This is a genomic window from Planctomycetota bacterium (assembly GCA_021414025.1).
In the GTDB taxonomy this organism is placed as follows: domain Bacteria; phylum Planctomycetota; class Phycisphaerae; order Phycisphaerales; family SM1A02; genus SYAC01.
The window spans coordinates 225573-248846 of the sequence record JAIOPG010000006.1 but is presented as its reverse complement, the minus strand read 5'-3'; the positions used below and the strand labels follow the sequence as shown (position 1 = coordinate 248846).

Below are 23274 nucleotides of genomic sequence, written 5' to 3'. Positions count from 1 at the left end.
AAAACAACCGCAACCGTCCTGATGACGGTTGCAGCCCTCGTCCACCCGATTCAAGTTACGACGAGGGCGAACAAATGCCGCGTCCTGACGGGCCCATTATGGGTCAATCATCGGCCGTTGCAAGGGTTGGAAACCAATTTTGGAGAAAAATTCCACTTTTCCTCAGAGCGGAGCGGGGCAAATGACGGCGGCAAGTCGGCCGCCGCGGGCTCCATCCCGTCGGTAACTGAAGAAATAACCGGGGTTTTCGTGGGTGCAGGCCAGGCAATCATCGATTTGGACCGGGCTGACTCCCGCCGCCTTCGCCTGAAGCTGGATGGCGCCGGAAAGGTCGGCCCTCCAGTGACCGGTGCGACCCGGATCGGGCGCGACGCACTCGGCAAGCCGGGCTCGCTGGAACTCCTGGGCCACTTCGGCGCCGACTTGAAAATTTCCCATGCGAATGCAGGGCCCGATCGCAAGGCGCAGATCCTGAGGGCGACTTCCGCGTTCCCGCATTTGCCGAATGGTTTCGGGAACGATCTGAGCGATCACTCCGCGCCACCCCGCGTGCACGGCGGCCACCAGGCGCGTTCGTTCGTCCGCGATCAGGATTGGAACGCAGTCGGCGACGCGGATCGCCAGCGCTTGCTTCGGATCCCCGGTGAGCAGCGCGTCACCCTCCACGAAGGGCGGCGCCGCGCGGACGATGTCTTTGGCGCGATCGGCCTGCAGCACGGCGCATCCATGCACTTGCCTGGCGCGGACAAGTGTCCGGTCGCCGATGCCAGCGGCGCCCAGCAGCTTGCGCCAGTTTCCGTCGACGCGCTCCATCCGGTCAGACTCGCCGGGAGCGTCGGCGATGCCCAGGTTCATGGTGTCAAAGGGCGCGGGGCTCTCGCCGCCCAGGCGCGTGCTGAAGGCGTGGGCGAATCCTTCGCGGTACAGCAGCGGCGAACGTAGCCACACGACCCCATTTTCAGATTCAACGATCCATGGATCAAAGTTGGTCCCGGATTTGATTCCGGCGGTCGACTTCGCGACTCCCACCGACTTCACAGACCAAGCCGCTTTTTCTTGGCCTCGAACTCCGCCTGCTCGCGTTTGTTGGCGGTGTCGATGGGCTTGCCGCTTTTGATCGACTCGATCTCCAGGCGCGTCAGGTGCAGCGCCTCCATCTCGTAGTCCATGAAGGCCTCGCAGGTGCTGGGGACCAGCGGCTTGATCAGCTCGAACATGGCCTTCGCGTAGTCCTGAATCTCCTGCTGCGCATGCGAATCCATGCGCAGCGAGAGGAATCGCAGCGTGTTGTGCAGGTCGCACTTCCAGTACCACTCCGTGTAGACGCTCACCGGCAGCGCCGCGCGGGCGAGCTCGCGGGCCACCCCCTGCTCGGTCAGCGAGAGGTAGTCGCGGTAGTTGTTCTCGGCGCGCTCGAGCAGGCCCAGGAAGGACTCCGCGGTGCCCGCGTCGATCGGCTCGTCGCCCCCCTGCCGGTTGATGGCGCTCTGCTTGCGCACATTCTCCACGGTCGGCCGGTAGAAGCGGTCAGGCACAATCGAGTAGCGCGCCGAATATTCGTTCACGTTCGCGGTGCGGTGGCGGATCCACTGACGGGCCACGAACATCGGCATGGCCACATGGAACTTGAACTCCACCATCTCAAGCGGCGTGGTGTGGCGGTGGCGTAGCAGATAGCGCACCAGCGTGCGGTCCTCGCTGACCTGCTTGGTGCCGTCGCCGTAGCTGACTCGCGCCGCCTGCACGATCGCCGCGTCGGCGGTCTGCCCGACCGGCGCCAGCCGCGGCATCACGTCGACCAGCGCGATGAAGCCATGCTGATGAACCGGAATCTCCCACCTCGAACATCCATCCATCAGATCGCGCATCGGAGCCTCGGGTTGCACGCGGCGGATCTTGGAGGCGCTGTCCGTCTTGTTGGCGGTTGCGCCGGCGGTTGAATCGCTTGTGCTGGGCATTCTGTGATTATGCGGTGAAACCCCCCGCCGCTGGTAATGAAAAATCGCGGACTTTCGAAAAATGTTCCGAGCCCTGACGAGGCTCGACAGTTGGGATGCCTACCTCACCGCTTCGATTTCTTCTTCGCGGTCTTCTTGGCGGTTTTCTTTGCGGCCTTGTCGCCCTTGAGCTTCTTGCCATCGGGCCCCCGGCCCGTGCTCGCCAGAATCTTGACATAGTTCTCCACGTACGCCTTGGCGGGCGTGCGGCGGACGGCCTCGCCGATCACATCCAGCGCGGCATGCTCCAACGTCTTGAAGCGGATGCAGCATCCGCCCATGTTGAGCTTCTTGCCCGTCTTGGCCCAGGCCTTCTGGAACCACTCGCGCTCCGTCTTCTGCCCGTAGACGCTCATGAGGTAGACCGTCAAGTTGTCCTTCTGGCTCGACAGGGCGGCCATCATCAGCGGCTTGCTGGGGTCGCAGTGGTACCCGAGCGGCCACACGCGGTGCGGCACGGCGTAACCGATCATTCCCCACATCATCCCCTCTTCATAATTCTTGTCGAGGTTCTTAAGGATCACCTTCCGCACCGCCTCGATGCCTGCGCGGCGGTCCGCCGGAAGCGAAGCGAGGTAGTCCTTGACGGTCTTGGCGTTGCTCTTCATTTGGCCATTGCCCGCTTGAGTTCTTCGCTGTCGATCTTGACCATGGTCATCATCGACTGCATGGCCTTGCCGGCCTTGACCGGGTCGGGGTCGGAGACCATCTCGATCAGAATTTTGGGATCGATCTGCCACGAGACGCCGAAGTGATCGGTGATCCAGCCGCAGGCCACCGGCGTGCCGCCCGCCGCGACGAACTTGTCCCAGTATTCATCCACCTGCTTCTGCGTATCGCAGAGCACGGCGATGGAGAAGCCCTGGGTGAAGGTGAACTGCGGCCCGCCGTTGAGGGCGGTGAAGGCGCGGCCGTCGAGCGTGAACTCGACGGTCATCACGCTGCCGGCCTTGTACGGAAATTGCGGCCCGAGGTCGGGGTAGCGCGAGACGCGCGTGATCTTTGAGTTGGGGAAGATCGAGGTGTAGAAGCGAGCCGCTTCCTCGGCCTGGGTGTTAAACGTCAGAAAGGTGCTGATCTGGGGCATCGCAGAATCGTACGGGCATCTCCGTTTTGCCTCAATCCAACGCGAACTCCGCGGCCCGGATCACTCCGTGGAGCATCCGCTTGAAAACGAGCGCGTGCAGCGGAAGCACGGAGTACCAGTAAAGGATCCCCAGGAAACCCCGCGGGCGAAAGCGGGCAGCCATCGCCAGCCGGCAGCCTCCGGTCGCGACTTGTTCAAGGTCGAAGCCGAGCGTGGCCACTCCGGGCAGCTTCATCTCCGCAGTCATCAGCAGATGCCGAGGGGGTTCGATCGCGGAGACTCGCCAGAAGTCCAGCGCATCACCCAGCCGCAACTCGTGTGAGCTCCTCCGGCCGCGGCGAAGGCCCGGCCCGCCCGCAAGACGGTCCATGATTCCCCGCAATCGCCAGAGCCAGTCCATGGCGTAATACCCGCGAGATCCGCCGAGTGAACAGACGGCTCTCCACACCGCGTCGATGGATGCGGTCGTGACGACCTCTCGGCCATCGACGAATTCCGTCCCCCCGGCCCACGACGGATCGCCGGGCATCACGCCGGCATCCGACCAGGCTGTCTCCACCGCGTCCGCGCCAACCTTGGCCAGCGCCTCATCCATGGCGGCCCGGATGGTGAGACACGCCTGTCCGGCCGGATGGGGCATGAGCCGCTCGGCCTCGTCGTTGCGGCAGACGACGCGGTTCTTCAGGCCCTCCGCGAGCGGGCGGGCGATGCTCGCGCGCAGCGGGGTGACCAGGTGAATCCACAGGGAACTCAGCCGCGGAGTGAGCACCGGAACGGGAATCACCAGCCGGCGCCGCAGCCGCAGCGCCGAGGCCATCTCCCGCATGATCTCCAGATAGGTCCGCACCTCCGGCCCGCCGATGTCCAGCGTCTTGCCCGCCGTTTCAGGTGTTTCCAGCGCGGCGATCAGGTAATGCAGCACATCCCGCACGGCGATCGGCTGCGACTGCGTGTTGACCCAGCGCGGCGTGATCATGATCGGCAGTCGTTCGACGAGGTAGCGGAGGATCTCGAAGGAAGCGGAGCCGGACCCGATGATCATCGCAGCGCGGAGCACGGTGATGGGGACTGCCGCGCCGCCGCCGTGGCGCAGGGCCGCCTCGACCTCCCGCCGCGATGAGAGGTGCTCGCTGAGTCCGGCGCCGGTTTCACCCAGCCCTCCCAGATAGATGATCCGCGACACGCCGGCCTTCGCGGCCGCGCGACCGAAGCCCTCGGCAAGGGCAGCATCATGCTGCCGGTAGCGCGGCCCCGCAGCGTCCATCGAGTGCACCAGGTAATAGGCCGCGATGCATCCCTGCATGAGGGATGCGAGCCTGGCCTCGTCGGCGGCGTCCCCCTCCACAATCTCGACTCGCTCATGCCCGGCCCACGGACGGCTTCGCAGCTTGGCGGCGCTGCGGGCCAGGCAGCGCACGCGGTAGCCACGCTCAATGAGCCGCGGGGCGAGGCGGCCGCCGATGTAGCCGGTCGCCCCGGTTATGAAAACCGCGGGTGGTTTCGGGGCGACCATGAGCGATGATCATAGTCGTGCGCGACAACACGCCTCACTCCAGGATGTAATCCACGATCTCCCTCGCGATGTAGCGGTCGGTTTCCTCGCCCATGCGCTGACCGGTGAAGCGGAAGCCATTCTTTTCCAGGATGTGCCGCGACACAGCGTTGCCGCGGTCCGTGGTCACGTGCAGCGGGCGGCGGCGTTCCTCGGCGAGAAACATCGTCAGCGCCCGCGACGCGATGCCCTTGCCCCAGTGCGCCCGCGCGATCAAGTACCCGACGCAGTCATGTCCATCGGCCTGAAAGCGATTGATGGTGCCGACGGTCTCGGGTCCTCTCGCGCCGTCGATCTCGATCACTCGCGAGTTGACGCCCGGGTCGGTGAGGTTTCGCTCCCATGCAGCGAAGAAGACCTCGCGCGTGCGCGGCTTGGTCCCGGCCATTTCGTTGGATTCAGGGTCGCTCTGCATCTCGAAGATCGCAGGCAAATCGCCCGGCCCGGTCGGTCGGAGGCGGATCACGGCGGTATCAGAGTCGTGGCGTTGCATCAGAGTCGTAGTGTGGCGTCAAGTTTGAGGCGTGGCAACGGGCGTCTGGTCGCGGGAACCTGTCGCCGCGACCCCGTGATTCCATTTTTGCAGCCACTCATTCACCTGCTCGATGGTGCCCTGTCCCGAAGGCCGGCCGCGCACTTGAATCACCGGCGCCAGATTTCCCGAGGGGGGCCAGATCACCTCGATGCGTCCGATGAGCGCCGCCGAAATTTCCGTCGGGGTGACAAGGCCGTCCAACGCCTGAACCGTGGCGGGCCACTCCCCTGTGCGCCGGGACGCCGTGAGGCACTCGGGGTGATCAAAGAGATACTTGGTCAGGGATTCCTGCGAAGTCGGCATGGAGCCGGTCGCGGCGGAGTAGCTCATGATGCCCCAGGCGACGCCGCGCAGCTGGATGTCGGTCTGCTTGGCGTCCTCGCGCACATTGCGGGTCACCCACCAGCCGAAGAAGAATGCGGCGATTGCCATCGTGATGAATAGCACCGCGAACACCGCGCGAAACGTGGATTGATTCTTCAAACCCGCACGCCCTGCAATGAAATGCGCGTCCGCTTGCGGCGCGGATCGGCCTCGGGCACGGCGCTGAGCAGCGCCTTGGTGTAGGGATGCTGCGGCCGGTGGATGACCTCGTCACGCGGGCCCTCCTCCACGATCTTGCCGTCGTACATCACGGCGATGCGGTCGCAGATGTGGTGGATCACCGCCATGTCGTGGCTGATGAAGAGGTAGGACAATTGGAATTCGTCCTGCAGATCCTTGAGCAGATTCAGGATCTGGCTCTGAATGCTGACATCCAGCGCGCTGGTCGGCTCGTCGCAGACGATCAAGGCCGGGTTCAAGGCAAGAGCGCGGGCGATGCCGATGCGCTGCCGCTGGCCGCCGCTGAACTCATGCGGATAGCGGTCCGCGGCGGCGGGCCACATGCCACAGCGCTCCAGCAATTTCTCCACGCGATCGCGCAGCTCGTCGCCGGTGGCCAGTCCATGCACCTCGATCGGCTCGCCCACGATGCGCCCCACGCGCATGCGCGGGTTCAGACTTCCGCCGGGATCCTGGAAGATGATCTGCATCTTGCGCCGCGCCTGGCGAAGCTCGGCGGAGTTCATCGCGAAGATGTCCTTGCCTTCGAAGATCGCCTGGCCGCCGGCGTGCTCGACCAGCCGCAAGAGCGTGCGCCCGACCGTGGTCTTGCCGCAGCCGGACTCGCCCACCAGGCCCAGCGTCTCCCCCTTGTCCAGCGTAAAGCTGACGCCGTCGACGGCCTTCACATGGCCGGTCACCCGCTGCAAAATGCCGCGGCGCACTGGGAACCAGGTCTTGAGATCGCGGACTTCAAGGAGATGCTTTGAGTTCATCGCAATGGAACCTGCACCTGAGCGACACTGCCATTGGCCTGTCGCACACCCAGCACCAGCTCGTTCGCGCGCGTCGCCCCGATCTGCCGCCGGATCCGCGCGTAGAAGTCGTCGAGGTTGCTGACGCGCTGGCCGAAGACCTCGGTGATCAGCGTGCCCGCGGGCAGGATGCCGGCGACGCTCGAGCCGGGAACGACCTCCTCCACCATCACGCCGCGCTCGAAGGAGACGCCGTACTGCTGCGCGGCGGCTTCGGTGGCCGTGGCGAGCTTCTTGATGCCGACGTTTTCCAGCGCCTTCACGGCCCACTCCGCATTGGTCTCCGGCTTCAACTGCACGATGACCACCTGCGTGGAGGTCGGCAGGCCGCTCTTCTTCTCAACATCGGGCCGCCACAGATCGATGTTGATGGTCTCGCCCGGCTGCCGCGAGGCGATCATCGCCCGCAACTGCCCGGCATTCTGGATGCGCTGCCCGCCGAACTGGGTGATCACATCGCCGATCTTCAATCCCGCGGCCTCGGCCGGGCTCGCAGGACTGACCAAGGTCACCACGGCGCCGTCGCCCTGGAAATACCGGGCCGTGGTCTGCAGCAGCGGGTCGCGCACGCGCATCCGGATCAGTTCCTCCATGTCGCCCGTCGACACGCCCAGGTAGCCCTTCACCACTTCGCCATGGTCGATGAGCTGGTCCACCACGTTGTCGATCATCGAGATGGGAATCGCCAGGCCGATGCCGGCGAACTGCCCCTGCGAGACGCCATTGCCGCGGCCGGTGGCGATGGCGGTGGTCATGCCCACGACATGGCCCTTGGTGTTGGTGAGCGGTCCGCCGGAATTGCCGGGGTTGATCGCGGCGTCGGTCTGAATGAAATTTTCGTACTCGATGTCGGAGATGCCCGCGGCGCGGCCCAACCCCGAGACGATGCCGTTGCTCATGGAGAAGCGGAAATCAAAGGGGCTTCCGAAGGCGAAGACCATGTCACCCTGCTGCGGATCCTGGGCGGCCCGCTGGGCCGGCACCAGCCCGCGCGTGTCGACCTGAAGGACTGCGATGTCCGTGCGCAAATCTGCACCGAGCAGCTTCGCCTCGCGGCGCTCGCCATCGACCATCTGCACTTCCAGGCGCGAGGCGCCCTCCACGACATGGGCGTTGGTCACGATGTGTCCCTGCGCGTCGTAGACCCAGCCGCTGCCTGAGTTGATGAAGCCGCGATTGCCGGCTCGACCGCCCGCGGAACCGGAACTGCTCACATGCACCACGCTCGGCTCGACGAAAGTGGCGACGTCGCGCGTGGCCTGCGAGAGCTGGTCCAGCAGCGAGCCTGAGTGCAGCCGGTCCTCGGCGTTGTTCATTTGGATGGCGGTCATGCCCTGGGTCACCTGCCGCACCGCTGCCGGGCCGACAAAGAGCAAGGCCCCCGCCGCGGCCAGCACCACCAGCGATGGCCCGAGGTATTCAATGCGCCGCATGGGTGTCGGTTCCCGATCGCAGCATGGCCCGCAGCTTCTCCTGCTCGGCGGCCTCCATGCGGTAAGTCGTGCCCGGCAATTTTCCGGAGCGAACCAGATCCGCGAAGGCCGCGGCGCCGCTCTCGATCGCCTTGCCCACCGCAGCCATCGGCCGCGCGAAGGCGGGCTGCCACTCGCTCATGCCGAGAATGTCCTGCAGCACCACGACTTGCCCGTGGCAACTGGCTCCGGCTCCGCAGCCGATGACGGGAATGGTGGCTCGTTCGACGATCAACTGGGTTACCTCGGGGGGGCAGGCTTCAACGAGCAACATGCCGGCGCCGGCGGCCTCCAAGGCAGATGCATCGGCGACGATACGGACTGCTTCCTCCGCGGTTCTTCCGGCCGAGAAATATCCGCCCTTCAATTTGGCCTGCTGCGGACGGCTGCCGACATGCGCGACCACGGGAATTCCCGCCCGCGCCATCCGCTCCACCAGCGGCGCGAAGGATCGATCCACTTCCATCTTGACGCAGTCGGCCATGCCCTGGGTCAGGAAGCGCCCCGCGTTGCGGATGGCCTGGTCGGGTTCGCATTGATAGGAAAGGAAGGGCATGTCCGCCATCACCACCCGGCGCGGCGCGCCGCGCTTGACGGCCGCAGTGATCTCGATCATGAAATCAAGCGGCGCGTGGATGGTCGCGGTGTGACCCAGGATCACCTCGGCGGCGGTGTCGCCCACCAACAGCACTTCGATCCCCGCGCGGTCGAGCCAGCGCGCCGTGGTGGCGTCGTAGCAGGTCAGGCAGGCGAAGCGCTTCTGCTCCCGGGCCATGCGGGCAAGGGTGCGCAGCGTGACGGCCTCTCCGCGGCCGGCGTCGGCGCTGCGGCTGGTGGCGAGCGATTCGTTCAATGGGGTGTTGTCGGGCTCCACGGTGGCCAATGGTAGCCCGTTTTCCCTTAAAACCGACGGATCGGATTGACGATGAGATTGTCGCGGCCGGGCACGATCACGTCGGCGATCTCGATGGCTTCCGAAAGCGATTCGCGGGCCTGTTCGATGTCGAAACAAGGGGAAAACACGCGGCCCTGCTCCAAGTGCTCCGAGGTCGCCACCGCGTCGCCGGCGATCAGGATGGTGGCGCTGGGCGCCGGCAACAGCAGGCCAGCGGAGCCGATCGTGACTCCCGGCAGCGGAAAGAGATCCACGCCATCGGCCAGTTTGTCCGGGGCGATCTCGCACTCGTTGAGCGTGTTGATCTCGTCGTGGAGCAGTCGCGCCAAGTCGCCATCCTTTTCCTTGCGGGCCTGCTCCAGCTTCTCATCGAGCTGCTCGCGCACGCCGCGCCGCTCACCTTCCGAGATCAAAACGATTGCATTGGGAAACGCGTCCAGCCCTCTTCGGCGGATCGGATGGAAGCTGGTCAGGAAAACATGCGTGATGAAGTCGGCGTTCTTGCCGGCCCGCTCCGCAAGGCGCGGCAGCAGGATCTGCGCCGGCAGCGATGGGTCAACCAGAATGTGCGCGTCGCCGGAAATGACCAGCGTGATGGTGGCGTGCGCGGCGCGGACATCGGACTTCTCGCCCCACAGCGGGTGCGCCGACATCGCGCCGATGGAGATGATCCGGTAGCTCGCCGCCATGAATCAATCCGCCGCGGACTCCTTGGCCAGTCGGCTCAGCGGATCGTTGGGGTCGCGGCGCTTGGCTTCCAGCGCGGCGATCACCTCGGGAGGCACCAGCGCCGAAAGTCGCTGCAAATCCCCGCCAAAAGCGGCGATCTGCTTGATCAGGCTGCTGGAGACATAGGCGTAGCTCTCGCCGGTCAAAATGAAGACGGTCTCGATCTCGGCGACCTGGCGGTTGGTGATCGCCAGCTGGCACTCCGCGGCGAGGTCGGTGACATTGCGGATGCCGCGGATGATCGCCGACGCATTTTGCTTGCGGGCGAAATCGGTGGTGAGGCCGTTGTAGCTCTCCACGCGGATCTTGCCGCCCTTGGGATTCTTCTTCTGCAGCCGGTCCACCAGGATCTGGGCGAACTCGCGGCGCTCCTCGATGGTGAAAAGCGGCGGCTTGTCGATGTTGATGCCGATGGCCAGCACGACCTCGTCGAAGATGCCGCGGCTGCGCTCGAGCACGTCGATGTGTCCCAGCGTGATGGGGTCGAAGGATCCGGCGTAGACGGCGAGATGATGCATGGCGGCGCGGCCCTAGGGGCCGGAGACTCCGGCGGCGGACATGACCTTGGTCAATCCCGCCGCGTTGAGCAGGCGCCGAAAATTCTCGCCGAAAACGAAGTTCTCCTTGGGAAAGTTCAGGCCGCTGCGGTTGTTATCAATGTGGCTGAAGACGATCTCGGTGGTGCCGATGTCAGTCCAGACGCCGGTCCGGTGGTCGAAACTGGAGATGACCCCCTTGGTGCTCGCCCCCGAATCGTCCACGCGCTCGATGACCGCGTCGTAGCGGATGGATTGGCCGGGCACCACATCCTGGTCGATGGTGGCGGAGCCGATCTTGGCGAGGATGACCTTCTCCTTGAAGTCGCGGGTGCTGCCCACCAGCACGCCCGCGGTCTGGGCCATGCCTTCCAGCATCAGCGACGCGGGCATGATCGGCTGCTCGGGAAAATGGTCGTGCATGTGGTCTTCGGCCAGACTCACGTTCTTCACCGCCGTCAGGCGGCGGCCGGGCTCGAAGGCCACCATCATGTCAACCCACATCCAGCGCATGGTCAATTCCTTTGGTCGGGAGAGTCGTGGCGGCAAAGGCGAAAGCGAATCAGCCCTTGAGTCGGCGGTCGACGAAGTCGGTCAGGCTCTTGACGGTGAAGACCTCGCTGAGCTTGCCCACCGAGCGGTCGTTGGCGAAGCCGGAAAAGTCGATATGCGGCAGTTTTTCCTTCAAAAGTTGCAGTCCTTTGTCGGTCACCTTGCCATTCTCCACCATGCTCGTGTCCTGCAGCATGTTCTCGGGGAAGAGCGCGCCCTGCTCGATCTTGAAGGGCTTGGCGGCGGTGGAGAACTTCTTCTCCAGGCGGAACTGAATGTCCAGGAAGTCGATGCTCTCCGCGCCCAGGTCGCCGGTGAGCGTGGCCGTCGGCGTGACATCCTCGGCGTCGACGCCCAGGGCCTCCTCAAGAACCTCGCGAACGCCATCCTCAATCTGCTTGCGATCAAATGACAATGTGAAATCTCCATTCAGTGGTGAAGCCGCCTCGGAAGGCGGCGGTGCTAGTGACTGGCCGCGACGGCGGCTTGGGTTCGAACCGGACGCATTGTAAAGCGGCCGGAGACGGCTGTTTCGCCGGGGCCGGTGGATCGAACCACCACGGCCGATCCTTTCAGCCCGAAGGAGCCATCTTCATGAATTTTTTCGCGGATGACTTCCACCTGCAGGGCCTCGCCGGGGCGGACGAAACTGCCGTAGCGCAAGGCGCGGACGTTGCCCAGCACCAGTCGGACCTTGGTCTGATCCTTGAGCAGCTCGCGGGCGGCCTGAACCATGGCTTCAAGCATGAAAACCCCGGGCAGAACCGGGAAATCCGGGAAGTGATCGGCGAGGTATTCCTCGGCGGAGGTGACGTTTTTGATCGCCACGATGCGATCCTCGCTCCGCTCCAGAACCGCGTCGATGAGTTTGAATTTCACGGATTCGATGCTAACCAAGTGCCGCCGTCTTGGCTCCATCCCGAAGCCGCCCCCCGCCAAACCACTCAAACGCCAATTGTGACGAAGAAACCGCCATTTTTCCGATCTATGGAGCCATGGCACGCTCAGCATCTATTGGTTCTTCCGGGTCCTTCAGCGACCTCCCCGCACCCACTTTCGCCCGCCGCGCATCCTGGATCATGGCCGCCGGAGTCTGGGTCTTCCTCTTTCTGGCGATGACGACTTTCAGCGCGTCGGACTGGCCAAGCCATGTGGTGGCGATCCATTCAAACCCGGCGAGCAACCTGATGGGCCGACTCGGCGCCACGCTCGCCTACTGGATCTATATGGGCGTGGGCTTCGGCGCGTGGCTGCCCATGATCGCCTTCGCGATCGGACTGGGCGCCATCGCCAGTGGCCGCCGCGTGACGCATCCGCTGGTGCGGACTTTCGGCGCCTGCCTGATGATGCTCGCCTTCAGCGCGATCCACGCGCTGTGGTTTCCGCGGCTCGGATCTCTGACCGGTTGCGAAGCCGGACTGGTGCCGCAGTGGATCGCCGAGGAGCTGCGACTTCGCTTCAGCGCCACCGCCACAAGCTTGGCGCTGCTGACGGCGCTGGCCCTGGGCGCCGTGGTCTGCATGGATGAGATCGTCTTCGCGCTGCCCCGCCACTTCTCCCACTTCTGGAACTGGTCGGCGCCGATGCGCGACGTGGACTGGAAGAGTTTCATGGCCAAGTTGCGCACCCGTCCCGCAGTGCTGAACCTGGCGCTGGCCACGGCGAAGGCCGGCGCAGTCGCCAAGAGCGGCGCTTCCTCCAACTCGGCAGTGCTCGAAGCCGACGAGAAGGAGGAAGAGAAGGACTCCGACGAAGCGTCGGATGACGACGACGAAGATGAGGACGCCGAGGAAATCGACGAAATCACCGAGGAAGATGAGGATTCCGACGAGGACGACGAGGACGAAGAGGACGAGGAATCCGACGAGGAGGAGTCCGAGGAAACGGCGGAGGATCGCGAAGACGCCGCCGCCGAACCCATCCCCGCTCCGCGCACGCTGACCGAGGAGGAGCTCAAGGCCAAGATCGCCAAGCTTCCGCTGCGCATGGCCGGCAACAACACCGTGGTCGCCCGCGACGAGGACATTCCCCGGCAGGAGAACTACGACGGCTACCAGTTCCCCGGTTTGGATTTGCTCGAAGACCCGGTCGGCAATTGGTCCGAGACGATGGAGACCTATGTGCGCGACCAGGCTCAGGTGCTCGAGCAGGCCCTGCACACCTTCCTGATCGATGGCGAGGTGACCGGAATCGAGAGCGGACCCGTGGTCACGCTCTACTCCGTCGAGCTCGCCCCAGGCACGCGCGTGGCGAGGTTGCAGACGATCGCCGCCGACATCGCGCGCTCGCTGCAAGCCCCAAACATCCGCATCATTCCCAACATGGTGGGTCGCACCTCGATCGGCATCGAGGTTCCCAACAAGCAGAAGGAGAAGGTGCTGCTCAAGGAGCTCATGAGCGGCGGCCACGCGCAGGGCATGATGCTGCCGACCTTCCTGGGCAAGGATTCCTCGGGCGAGCCGATGGTGATCGATCTGGCCAAGATGCCGCACATGCTGATCGCCGGCACTACCGGCAGCGGCAAGAGCGTCTGCATGAACACCATCATCATGGGCTGGCTCTACACCAAGCGGCCGGATGAGCTCAAGCTCTGCCTGATCGATCCCAAGATGGTGGAAATGAGCCAGTTCGCCGAGATTCCGCACCTGATGTGCCCGGTCGTGACCGAGATGACCAAGGCAGCCGGCATCCTGGAGTGGGCCGTGGACAAGATGGAGGAGCGCTACGAGCTGCTCAAGAGCGTGGGTTGCCGCGATGTCACTTCCTACAACGCGCTGGGCGAAGCGGAACTCTTCGAACGGCTCAAGCCCGCCAACGATCTGGAGAAGGCGCGCATCCCGAAGAAGCTGCCCGCGATGGTCTTCGTGGTGGACGAGCTCGCGGACCTGATCATGTCCCACAAGGAAGTGGAGCAGTCGATCGTGCGCATCGCCCAGAAGGCGCGCGCGGTCAGCATCCACCTGGTGCTTGCCACGCAGCGGCCGCAGGCGAATGTGGTCACCGGTCTCATTAAGAGCAACATGCCCTGCCGCATCAGCTTCAAGGTTGCCAGCGGCATGGACAGCCGCATCGTGCTGGATCAGAAGGGCGCCGAGTTGCTTCTGGGACAGGGCGACATGATGGTGCTCACGCCAAGCAGCAGCGAGCTGCGCCGCGCCCAGGGCACGCTGGTCACCGAGAGCGAGACCCGCAAGGTGGCCCGCTTCCTGAAGGATGTGGCCCGGCCCTCGTTCGAGCGATCGCTGGTCGCGATCCGCGGCACCAAGGCCGCCGTGGAGCATGACAACCGCGACGGCGGCTGCGCGGCGAGCGATGGCGGCGATCGCGACCCGATGTTCGAGAAAGCGGTCGAGATCGTCATTGAATCGAATCGCGGAAGCGTGAGCTTGCTGCAGCGCCGCATGGCGATCGGCTATGGCCGGGCAAGCCGTCTGATTGACCAGATGGGCCAGGCCGGAATCCTGAGCGATCACAAGGGCAGCGTCGCGCGCGAGGTGCTGATCACGCTGGATGATTGGCACCGCATGTGCGAGATGGAAGTAGCCGCTCCCGGCACGGACACCGATCCGGACAATCTCGGCGCCACCGCGTCCGATGATGTCGATCCGAGCGTGCCTGCGGAGTTCGAGGGCGAGTACAAGAACTGACACGAGCTGAAGGACTTCACTAAGAGGTGCCCGCAAGGGCACCTCTTTTCATTTACAAACTCGCTGTTTCGGCTCTGATATTGGGGGTTGAGCTTCATTCACCAGATAAATCAGGTTTTAGGCTGATAATCCGGAACCACTGCCCAAATCTGCCCGAAATGGGTTGTGTCTCATTATCCATATAGATGGTCTGGCCGGATTTGGCCGCCATCTCAATCCTTGTTCCGGAAGTCCCCAATGAATCGACATCTCGCCCGCCTTGTTGCGTTCGCCGCCGTCTCCCTTTCAATCGTATTTTCAACGGCCGCACTTGCCGACGGCACTGTCGCAGCTTGGGGCGCTGGTTCGCCACCGGCAACGCTTGGAGTATGCAAAGCAGGTTCGACAGGCTCGTATCACTCATTGGCTTTACAGGAAAATGGAAATGTCGTGGCGTGGGGCGAGAATGCAAATGGTGCATGTAATGTGCCTGCAACTCTTGGGGCGTGCAAAGCAATTGCATCGGGCTCCGGACACAACCTTGCTCTGCAAGATAATGGAACTGTCGTGGCCTGGGGTCAAAACAACAGCGGACAATGCAATGTCCCCGTAACTCTTGGCGCATGCAAGGCGGTCACTGCAGGCTCCTACCACTCCGTTGCCCTTCAGGAAGATGGAACCGTCGTGGCCTGGGGAAACAATGCAAACGGACAATGCATGGTGCCAGCGACACTTGGCGCATGCAAAGCAATTGCTGCTGGCGGAAACCACACCCTGGCTCTCAAAGAGGATGGAACCGTCGTGGCTTGGGGCGAAAATGGCGCACTCCAAAACAATGTGCCTGGAACACTTGGTGCTTGCAAGGCAATTGCGGCGGGCTTCTACAACTCCGCGGCTCTCAAGGAAGATGGAACCGCCGTTGTATGGGGTTCCAATGGCTACGGACAACGCACTGTGCCTGCGACACTTGGACCTTGCAAGGCGATTGCGGTGGGCAATTTTCACGTTGTTGCGCTTCGGGACGATGGAACGGTAGTGGCCTGGGGCAGGACGAATCACTATGGACAGACCTTTGTGCCTTCAAATCTTGGCGCCTGCAAATCAATCGCGGCAGGCTTTGACCGCTCTGTTGCCGTTCAGGAAACTGGAACCGTCTTTAACTGGGGTTCCTACGCTGCCGGCCAAGCCATCGTGCCAGCAACCCTGGGAGGATGCAAAGCAATCGCAGCGGGAGACGAACACTCGCTGGCATTGCAAGCCGATGGAACCGTTGTGGCGTGGGGCGCCGGAAAATTCAGCGGAGGCGGTCCCCCGAATTACAGCCAATCCGTCATGCCTGCGACCCTTGGCGCATGCAAAGCGATTGCTGCCGGCAACTGGAACAGCGCTGCGATCAAGGAAAATGGAACCGTCGTGGTTTGGGGCAACAACGAACAGGGCCAAAATATAGTTCCCGCAAATCTTGGCGCTTGCAAAGATGTTGCCGTAGGTGCCTATTACATCATTGCGCTAAAGGACAACGGATCCATCGTGACTTGGGGCAACAATGGTTACAACCAGCTCAGTGTGCCTGCAAACCTTGGCGAGTGCAAAGCAGTTGCCGCGGGCTATATCCACTCTGTGGTTCTCCAGGAAGATGGAACACTCAGGGCGTGGGGTGCTGGGACAACGAATACGGGACTGCAATACAACTATGGGCAGGCAATGATTCCTGCAAATCTTGGACCCTGCAAAGCAATTGCAGCGGGCGGGTTTTACACCATGGCTCTTAAGGAAGATGGAACCGTTGTCGCATGGGGTGACAACCAATACGGTCAATGCAATGTGCCGGCGACGCTCGGCGCTTGCAAGGCGATCGCGGCGGGCACCGAACATGCGGTCGCTCTCAAAGAAGATGGAACCGTTGTGGCCTGGGGTGACAGCGAATTCGGTCAATGCAGCGTGCTTGAAGACCTAGGAACTTGCAGTGCGATTACAGCGGGTGGATATCACACAATGGCGATCAAAGCACCAGCACCCTGCCCCACCGACCTCGACGGGTCCGGTGAAGTGGATGGCGGCGACATCGGCATGATCCTGCTTGACTTTGGCCCCTGCGGCGGCTGCCCCACCGACCTGGACGGCTCCGGCGAAGTGGACGGCGGCGACCTCGGGATGGTGCTGCTTGAGTTCGGGGCGTGTCCGTAATTATTTGGAGTGACCACATTGAAACGAGACCACATGAAGAACATTTCCAAATTCCTGACAGTCGCCGCCACCGTTGTCGCCGCTTTCTCACCCGTTGCACTCGCCACCGATGCCGGACCGGTCGTGGCCTGGGGGTCGCCTCCACTTTATGGAACTTGCAATTCCGTTGCAGGTGGTTGGGATTTCACATTAGCGCGTCTGAACAACGGAACCATCGTGGCCTGGGGTTCCAACTCCAACGGTCAATGCAATGTCCCAGCATCTCTGGGTGCATGCCAAGCGATTGCAGCAGGTCGCTATCACTCCTTGGCCTTGAAGAACAATGGGACTGTCGAGGCGTGGGGCGCGGGAACGACCAATACCGGTTCCGGCAGCGAATATGGCCAAGCCATCGTGCCCGCGAGTCTTGGAGCATGCAAAGCCGTCGCTGCCGGCCAGTACCACAGCGCGGCCATCCAGAATGACGGGACCGTTGTGGCCTGGGGTGCCGGGACAACCAATACGGGCCTGAACAACAACTTTGGGCAAGCCATCGTGCCCGTGACTCTCGGAGCATGCAAAGCAATTACGGCAGGCATGAATCACACCGTGGCCGTGAAGGAAACTGGAGCGGTGGTTGCCTGGGGCTCCAACGGATCCGGCCAATGCAATGTGCCCGTGTCGCTTGGCACCTGCAAGGCGGTTGCTGCGGGAAATGGTCACACAGTTGCGCTCCAAGATGACGGCACCGTTGTCACCTGGGGAAGCAACAGCTTGGGCCAGGCCACGGTTCCGGCATCGCTTGGTCCATGCAAGGCAATCGCCGCCGGCCTCAATCACACCGTGGCGATGAAGCTAGATGGAACCGTTGTTGCCTGGGGTGACAACACCTATGGTCAATGCAATGTGCTTGGCGATCTGGGAGCCTGCATCGCGATTGCCGCGGGTAGTAAAGACACCGTGGCGATCACTGCCGATGGAGTCCTTGTGGCCTGGGGCTTCGGCTACTACGGTCAATCCACCGTGCCCGAGTCGCTTGGCGCCTGCACGGCGATTGCCGCGGGCATCTGGCACACCGTGGCGCTCCAGGAAAATGGCACCGTCGTGGCGTGGGGAGCAGGCACCAGCTATTCAGGAATATTCGGCCTCGGCCAATCCATCGTTCCCCCGTCTCTTGGAGCGTGCAAGGCCATTGCTGCGGGCTCTTACCACACCGTGGCAATGAAGGAAGACGGCACCGTTGTGGCCTGGGGCGACAACACGCAAGGCGAATGCAATGTTCCCGCGTCCCTTGGCGCCTGCAAGGCGATTGCGGCGGGTGCGGAACACTCCTTGTCGATCAAAATCGATGGCTCCGTTGTCGCCTGGGGCTACAACTTCCATGGAGAATGCACTGTGCCTGCGACACTTGGCCCCTGCAAGGACATCGCCGGAGGCGGATATCACACTGTGGCAATTCGCGAAGATGGAATGGTTGTGGCCTGGGGAAACAACAGCTATGGGCAATGCAATGTGCCGGTGACCCTTGGAGCGTGCAAGGCGATTTCCGCGAGCAATCACACCGTCGCCCTGCAGGAAGACGGAACGGTCGTCGCCTGGGGCCGCAACAACTACGGTCAATCGACCATCCCCGGGGACCTCGGTCCCTGTCGCGCCATAGCGGCGGGTTCCTACTACACCGTTGCACTTCGAGTTGACGGAACCGTGGTTGCGTGGGGTCAAGATGACTATGGACAGATCATGTTGCCATCGACGCTTGGTCCCTGTGACGCCATCGCTGCCGGCTATCACCATGCGTTGGCTATTCAATCGCAACCACCCTGCCCCACCGACCTCGACGGCTCCGGCGAAGTGGATGGCGGCGACATCGGCATGATCCTGCTCGACTTCGGCCCCTGCCCCGGCTGCCCCACCGACCTCGACGGCTCCGGCGAAGTGGACGGCGGCGACATCGGAATGGTGCTGCTTGAGTTCGGGGCGTGTCAGTAAACTTTTGAGTTGCAATTGATGAATGCGAGCCTGAATGAAAATTGTTTTTAATTGCCTGACCGTTTCAGCCGCGCTCGTTGCGATGCCCGCACCTGTTGCGCTCGCGACTGACGCCGGACCCGTCGTGGCATGGGGGGTTGATCTCCCCCTTCCCGCAATGGGTTCGTGCAAAGCAATTGCCGCGGGTCAATATCACACCGTGGCTCTTCAGCAAAATGGAACGGTCGTGGCTTGGGGTGCTGGAACTACAAATTCGCATTCAGGCAACAACTACGGCCAATCCATCGTGCCCGCAAATCTTGGTGCCTGCAAAGCAATTTCCGCGGGAGAATTCCATACCGTAGCTCTAAAGGAGGACGGATCGGTCGTGGCATGGGGCGCCGGTACAACAAATACGAACAGCAGCATAAACTACGGCCAATCAATCGTGCCCGCGTCACTTGGTGCTTGCAAAGCAATTTCCGCAGGTCACTGGCACACCGTGGCCCTCAAGGAAGACGGAACGGTCGTGGCCTGGGGGGCGGGAACGACGGTAAGTGCAAGCGGATTTAATCCGCACAAAGGCCAATCCATCGTGCCCGCATCTCTTGGACCCTGCAAAGCCATTTCGGCGGGCCTTTACCACACCGTTGCATTGCGGGAAGATGGGACGGTCGTCGCCTGGGGCGCAGGAGCCACGCAAGGCACGAATGGTTTCGACAATGGACAATCAAAGGTGCCTGCGAATCTTGGAGCATGCAAGGCAATTGCCGCGGGCTACTGGCACTCGATAGCTCTTCAAGAAGATGGAACCGTGGTGAGTTGGGGTATTGGCAACGCCAATGTGGTGCCTGCAAATCTTGGCGCATGCAAAGCAATCTCTGCGGGCGTCAAACTCTCCGTGGCCATTCGGGAAAATGGGACTGTTGTCGCGTGGGGTGACGATGACTCCGGCCAAACCGCTGTTCCTGCGACTCTTGGCGCCAGCAAGGCCGTCGCTGCGGGATATGACTATGCCGTGGCACTTCAGGATGATGGCGTTGTCGTCGTTTGGGGCCACAAAAACTATGGACAGATCAATGTGCCGGCGACTCTTGGCGACTGCAAAGCCGTAGCTGCGGGCTATGTCCACACGCTGGCCCTCAAGGAAAATGGAACCGTTGTGGCCTGGGGAGCGGGAACGACAATAGGTGGAGGTTTTAATAGCCCGCACTTAGGCCAATCAATCGTGCCCGCAACCCTTGGCGCTTGCAAAGCGGTTGCCGCGGGCTATTTCCACTCCGTTGCGCTTCAAGAAAATGGAACTGTTGTGGCTTGGGGCTACAACTCCAAGGGGCAATGCACTGTGCCCGCGACTCTCGGCGCCTGCAAAGCGATTGCAGCAGGTCGGTATCACACCTTGGGTTTGCGGGAAAATGGGACCGTCGCCGCTTGGGGCAGCAATTCCAATGGTCAATGCATCGTGCCAGCGACGCTTGGTCCCTGCAAAGCAATTTCAGCGGGCGAATATCACTCAGTGGTACTTCAAGAAAATGGAACTGTTGTGGCTTGGGGCTACAACGGTAGTGGCCAATGCAATGTTCCTGCGACCCTGGGAGCTTGCAAAGCAATTGCTGCTGGATCGGACCAAACTGTGGCTCTCAAAGAAGATGGAACGGTCGTGCTGTGGGGTGTGTCTCCTTTCCCCTTAACCCTCGGCAATTGCAAAGCGATTGCCTCAAGTGTCCTTCACGACATTGCTTTGCAGGAGGATGGAACCGTTGTGGCCTGGGAATCGGGAGTCTATGTGAATGGCATAAATAGTTACGGTCAATTCGATGTGCCGGGAACGCTCGGACCCTGCATTGCTATTGCTGCGGGCTATGCGCATTCAGTCGTGATTCAATCTCCTGCGGTTCCCTGCCCCATGGATCTTGACGGCTCCGGCGAAGTGGATGGCGGCGACATCGGCATGATCCTGCTGGACTTCGGCCCCTGCCCCGGCTGCGTCACCGACCTCGACGGCTCCGGCGAAGTGGACGGCGGCGACATCGGGATGGTGCTGCTTGAGTTTGGCGCTTGCCCTTGATGCGCCCGTGATCACCTATTCATTGCGCTCATCGATCTGATTGAATCCGCGCGAGCAACGCGGTTTTGAAATCGTTATAGGCAATCGCAACTGCATATATGATTAAACTCGGTTAACGGTGACTATTCGGGGAACTTGGCTCAACCGGCCAACGGAAGGGGTGGTGCCTCTTCTTCTTTGGAAGCGGGCACGGTCGCGAGCCTTCCGGTTTGCGGATCACTGTCCAAAGCCATTTATGAATCCACACACTGCTTCGCTCTTGAAGTTTGTCTCCGTCTTGGCTCTTTCGCTCTCGCCCGCCGCGCTGGCAGCAACGCCGGGTGATGTGGTGTGGGGCACCGGCACGCCGCCCAAGAATCTAGGCCCATGCAAGGCGATCGCCGCGGGCAGCGGACACAGCGTGGCCATCCAGGAAAATGGAACCGTGGTGGCCTGGGGCTTCAACCGATGCGGCGAATGCAATGTGCCCAAGACGCTCGGCCCCTGCAAGGCGATCGCCGCCGGCTCATCGCACACCCTCGCCCTGCGCGAGGATGGAACCGTCGTCGCCTGGGGCTACAACCAATACGGTCAGACAAAAGTGCCCGCGACCCTTGGCCCATGCAAGGCGATCGCCGCGGGCAACTACCACTCGATGGCGCTGCAGGAGGACGGGAAGGTCGTCACCTGGGGCTACGCCGGCTACGGGCAATCCATCATTCCCGAGACCCTGGGCCCCTGCAAGGCGATCGCCGCCGGTTACTTCCACTCGGTGGCGCTGCGCGATGACGGCACCATTGTCAGCTGGGGCGCGGGCATTTCCGACACCGCCATGGATGTCAACTACGGCCAGTCCGTCATCCATCAGAATCTGGGTCCCTGCAAGGCGATCACCGCCGGGCGCTACCACACCGTGGCGATCCAGGAGAATGGAACCGTTGTCGCCTGGGGCCGCAACGTGAACGGCGAGATCGATGTACCGGAAACGCTCAACTCCTGCAAGGCGCTGGCCGCAGGCAACTACCACACCGTCGCGCTGCAGGACGATGGCACCGTCGTCGCCTGGGGCGCGGGATCCCGCGTTGCGCTGTCGCTGAACAATCACAATCAGTCCATCGTTCCCGAGAATCTGGGCCCCTGCAAAGCAATCGCCGCGGGCTCCTATCACTCGATGGCGCTGCAGAACGACGGCACGGTGGTCGTGTGGGGCGCGGGCACCAAGAACACCGGCACGCAAGGCAAGACGAAATAGCCGGCCGCGCCGGCCAGACCGGACCGCCCTTGGTTGTGCCGTCGATTCGTCGCTCATTTCGCCCATTTCCGCCTCCGGAAAACCCTTATTTTGTTTGCTTCAAAGCCATGCGCTGTCATACTGCGTGGGCGTCGCGGCCAGACCCCGCCGGCGGCATCCGTTCGTTCGGTTTTGAATTGCCCCACAACATTTTCCGGAGATCGTCGAAATGAAATCAGCCCCTGCCTTCAAGTTTCAGAACATGCTCACGAGCGCGGTGCTGACGGCCCTCTCCACGCTTGCAGCGACTTCGGCGGCGCTGGGCAGCGGCGGTCCGGTCGTAGGCTGGGGCGATCACTTATCCGGTCAGCTTCCCGTACCCGGCGACCTCGGCCATTGCACCTCCGTCGCGGGCGGCGCCTATCACACGCTGGCGTTGCAGGCGGATGGAACGGTCCGCGCCTGGGGCGCGGGCACCACCGATGTCGCCTTCGGCGGCGCGTCGGGAATTGAGTTTGGTCAGTGCCTCGTTCCCGAAAATCTCGGCTCCTGCAAAGCCCTCGCTTCGGGCGCCTATCACGGACTAGCCATTCAGGACGATGGCACACTCCGGGCCTGGGGCATGGAAGCCACCCCGCAGGGAAATTTTCCGAACATGGGACAGGCCATCGTGCCTCCGTTGCTCGGACCTTGCAAAGCGGTTGCCGGGGGCTACTTCCACACCGTCGCGATCAAGGACGATGGAACGGTGCAAGCCTGGGGCGCGGGAGCCGTGAATTCCTTCTGGCCGGATTACGGACAATTGATCCTTCCTCCGGCGCTGGGCACCTGCAAGGCTGTCGCAGCGGGCGGCTATCACACCGCGGCCATCAAGGATGATGGAACGGTGGTGTGCTGGGGCGCGGGCACCGTCAACTCCGGCGCGTGGCCGAACTACGGCCAGTGCATCGTTCCTGCCGGGCTTGGACCTTGCAAAGCCGTCGCCGTGGGCGACTCGCACACGGTCGCACTCAAGGATGATGGAACTGTGGTGTGCTGGGGCACGGGAATGACCTACGACCCAAATGGCGGAGGGACTGGGCAGGAGTACGGCCAATCGATGGTCCCGCCAAATCTCGGGCCGTGCGTTGCAATCGCCGCGGGCATCTACCACACCGTGGCTCTCCGTGAGGACGGCATGGTCGTGGTGTGGGGCGCAGGCACCGACAATTCCGGATATCCGCACTACGGCCAATCGATGGTGCCCTTGGATCTTGGTCCATGCAGCGCGGTGACCGCGGGCGGATACCACACCGTGGCGATCCAGGCGAACATGTGCCCCATGGACTTGGATGGCTCCGGCGAAGTGGACGGCGGCGACATCGGATTGATCCTGCTCGACTTCGGGCCCTGCCCCGGCTGCATGACCGATTTGGACGGCTCGGGCGAGGTGGACGGCGGCGATGTCGGCCTGGTGCTGCTTGATTTCGGACCATGCCCCTGAACCATTCGAGGAATTTTCCCAACAAATCAGGGAAATTGTG

General features: G+C 62.6%; 21 protein-coding genes. 6 read left to right on the top strand and 15 right to left on the bottom strand.

Annotated features, from left to right (window positions below; all coding sequences use genetic code 11):
• Nucleotides 1-162: 162 nt before the first annotated feature.
• The 15 genes from pgeF to K8R92_08635 all read right to left on the bottom strand — a co-directional run bounded on the left by pgeF (nt 163) and on the right by K8R92_08635 (nt 11592).
• Nucleotides 163-948 carry a peptidoglycan editing factor PgeF gene (pgeF, locus tag K8R92_08705; GenBank protein MCE9619977.1) on the bottom strand — a complete coding sequence of 262 codons (786 nt, stop codon included), beginning with the start codon at nt 946-948 and terminating at the stop codon, nt 163-165.
• Between the two features lie 86 nt (nt 949-1034).
• Entirely contained in the window at nt 1035-1958 is a 924-nt protein-coding gene (gene thyX / locus K8R92_08700; GenBank protein MCE9619976.1) for an FAD-dependent thymidylate synthase, read from the bottom strand.
• 104 nt (nt 1959-2062) lie between these two features.
• Nucleotides 2063-2605 carry a DUF1801 domain-containing protein gene (locus tag K8R92_08695; protein ID MCE9619975.1) on the bottom strand — a complete coding sequence of 181 codons (543 nt, stop codon included), beginning with the start codon at nt 2603-2605 and terminating at the stop codon, nt 2063-2065.
• On the bottom strand, nt 2602-3084 hold the full coding sequence (locus tag K8R92_08690; protein ID MCE9619974.1) for a VOC family protein: 483 nt from the start codon (nt 3082-3084) through the stop codon (nt 2602-2604). The genes K8R92_08695 and K8R92_08690 overlap by 4 nt, the downstream gene beginning before the upstream one ends.
• 31 nt (nt 3085-3115) lie before the next feature.
• The gene (locus K8R92_08685) at nt 3116-4597 is read right to left on the bottom strand and encodes an SDR family oxidoreductase (protein ID MCE9619973.1); all 1482 of its coding nucleotides are present in this window, start codon (nt 4595-4597) and stop codon (nt 3116-3118) included.
• 34 nt (nt 4598-4631) lie between these two features.
• Nucleotides 4632-5102, bottom strand: coding sequence for a GNAT family N-acetyltransferase (locus K8R92_08680; protein MCE9619972.1), 471 nt, complete (start codon nt 5100-5102; stop codon nt 4632-4634).
• A 45-nt stretch (nt 5103-5147) separates the two neighbouring features.
• Nucleotides 5148-5603, bottom strand: coding sequence for a hypothetical protein (locus K8R92_08675; protein ID MCE9619971.1), 456 nt, complete (start codon nt 5601-5603; stop codon nt 5148-5150).
• Between the two features lie 47 nt (nt 5604-5650).
• Nucleotides 5651-6490, bottom strand: coding sequence for an ATP-binding cassette domain-containing protein (locus K8R92_08670; GenBank protein MCE9619970.1), 840 nt, complete (start codon nt 6488-6490; stop codon nt 5651-5653).
• A complete protein-coding gene (locus tag K8R92_08665; protein ID MCE9619969.1) occupies nt 6487-7962 on the bottom strand; it encodes a trypsin-like peptidase domain-containing protein in 1476 nt (491 codons plus the stop codon). Before K8R92_08665 ends, K8R92_08670 begins: the two co-directional genes overlap by 4 nt.
• Nucleotides 7949-8875 (bottom strand): 3-methyl-2-oxobutanoate hydroxymethyltransferase, encoded by a 927-nt coding sequence (gene panB / locus K8R92_08660; GenBank protein MCE9619968.1) that lies wholly within the window; start codon nt 8873-8875, stop codon nt 7949-7951. The genes K8R92_08665 and panB overlap by 14 nt, the downstream gene beginning before the upstream one ends.
• A 26-nt stretch (nt 8876-8901) precedes the next feature.
• Nucleotides 8902-9585: an MBL fold metallo-hydrolase gene (locus K8R92_08655; GenBank protein ID MCE9619967.1), complete on the bottom strand. Its 684-nt coding sequence runs from the start codon at nt 9583-9585 to the stop codon at nt 8902-8904.
• Between the two features lie 3 nt (nt 9586-9588).
• Nucleotides 9589-10143, bottom strand: a complete 555-nt coding sequence (coaD, locus tag K8R92_08650) for a pantetheine-phosphate adenylyltransferase (GenBank protein ID MCE9619966.1) — start codon at nt 10141-10143, stop codon at nt 9589-9591.
• 12 nt (nt 10144-10155) lie between these two features.
• Complete coding sequence (locus K8R92_08645; GenBank protein MCE9619965.1) at nt 10156-10674, bottom strand: beta-hydroxyacyl-ACP dehydratase; 519 nt, start codon at nt 10672-10674, stop codon at nt 10156-10158.
• A gap of 49 nt (nt 10675-10723) precedes the next feature.
• On the bottom strand, nt 10724-11128 hold the full coding sequence (locus tag K8R92_08640; GenBank protein MCE9619964.1) for an acyl carrier protein: 405 nt from the start codon (nt 11126-11128) through the stop codon (nt 10724-10726).
• Nucleotides 11129-11175: 47 nt separating this feature from the next.
• Nucleotides 11176-11592, bottom strand: coding sequence for a polyketide synthase dehydratase domain-containing protein (locus K8R92_08635; protein MCE9619963.1), 417 nt, complete (start codon nt 11590-11592; stop codon nt 11176-11178).
• Between the two features lie 200 nt (nt 11593-11792).
• On the opposite strand from K8R92_08635, the gene K8R92_08630 reads away from it, so the two are divergent.
• The 6 genes from K8R92_08630 to K8R92_08605 all read left to right on the top strand — a co-directional run bounded on the left by K8R92_08630 (nt 11793) and on the right by K8R92_08605 (nt 23234).
• On the top strand, nt 11793-14360 hold the full coding sequence (locus K8R92_08630) for a DNA translocase FtsK 4TM domain-containing protein (protein ID MCE9619962.1): 2568 nt from the start codon (nt 11793-11795) through the stop codon (nt 14358-14360).
• 402 nt (nt 14361-14762) lie between these two features.
• A complete protein-coding gene (locus K8R92_08625; GenBank protein MCE9619961.1) occupies nt 14763-16526 on the top strand; it encodes a hypothetical protein in 1764 nt (587 codons plus the stop codon).
• Between the two features lie 33 nt (nt 16527-16559).
• Nucleotides 16560-18494, top strand: a complete 1935-nt coding sequence (locus tag K8R92_08620) for a hypothetical protein (protein ID MCE9619960.1) — start codon at nt 16560-16562, stop codon at nt 18492-18494.
• A 157-nt stretch (nt 18495-18651) separates the two neighbouring features.
• A complete protein-coding gene (locus K8R92_08615; GenBank protein ID MCE9619959.1) occupies nt 18652-20541 on the top strand; it encodes a hypothetical protein in 1890 nt (629 codons plus the stop codon).
• Nucleotides 20542-20776: 235 nt separating this feature from the next.
• Nucleotides 20777-21772 (top strand): hypothetical protein, encoded by a 996-nt coding sequence (locus K8R92_08610; protein ID MCE9619958.1) that lies wholly within the window; start codon nt 20777-20779, stop codon nt 21770-21772.
• A gap of 208 nt (nt 21773-21980) precedes the next feature.
• Entirely contained in the window at nt 21981-23234 is a 1254-nt protein-coding gene (locus K8R92_08605) for a hypothetical protein (protein MCE9619957.1), read from the top strand.
• The last annotated feature ends 40 nt before the right edge of the window (nt 23235-23274 follow it).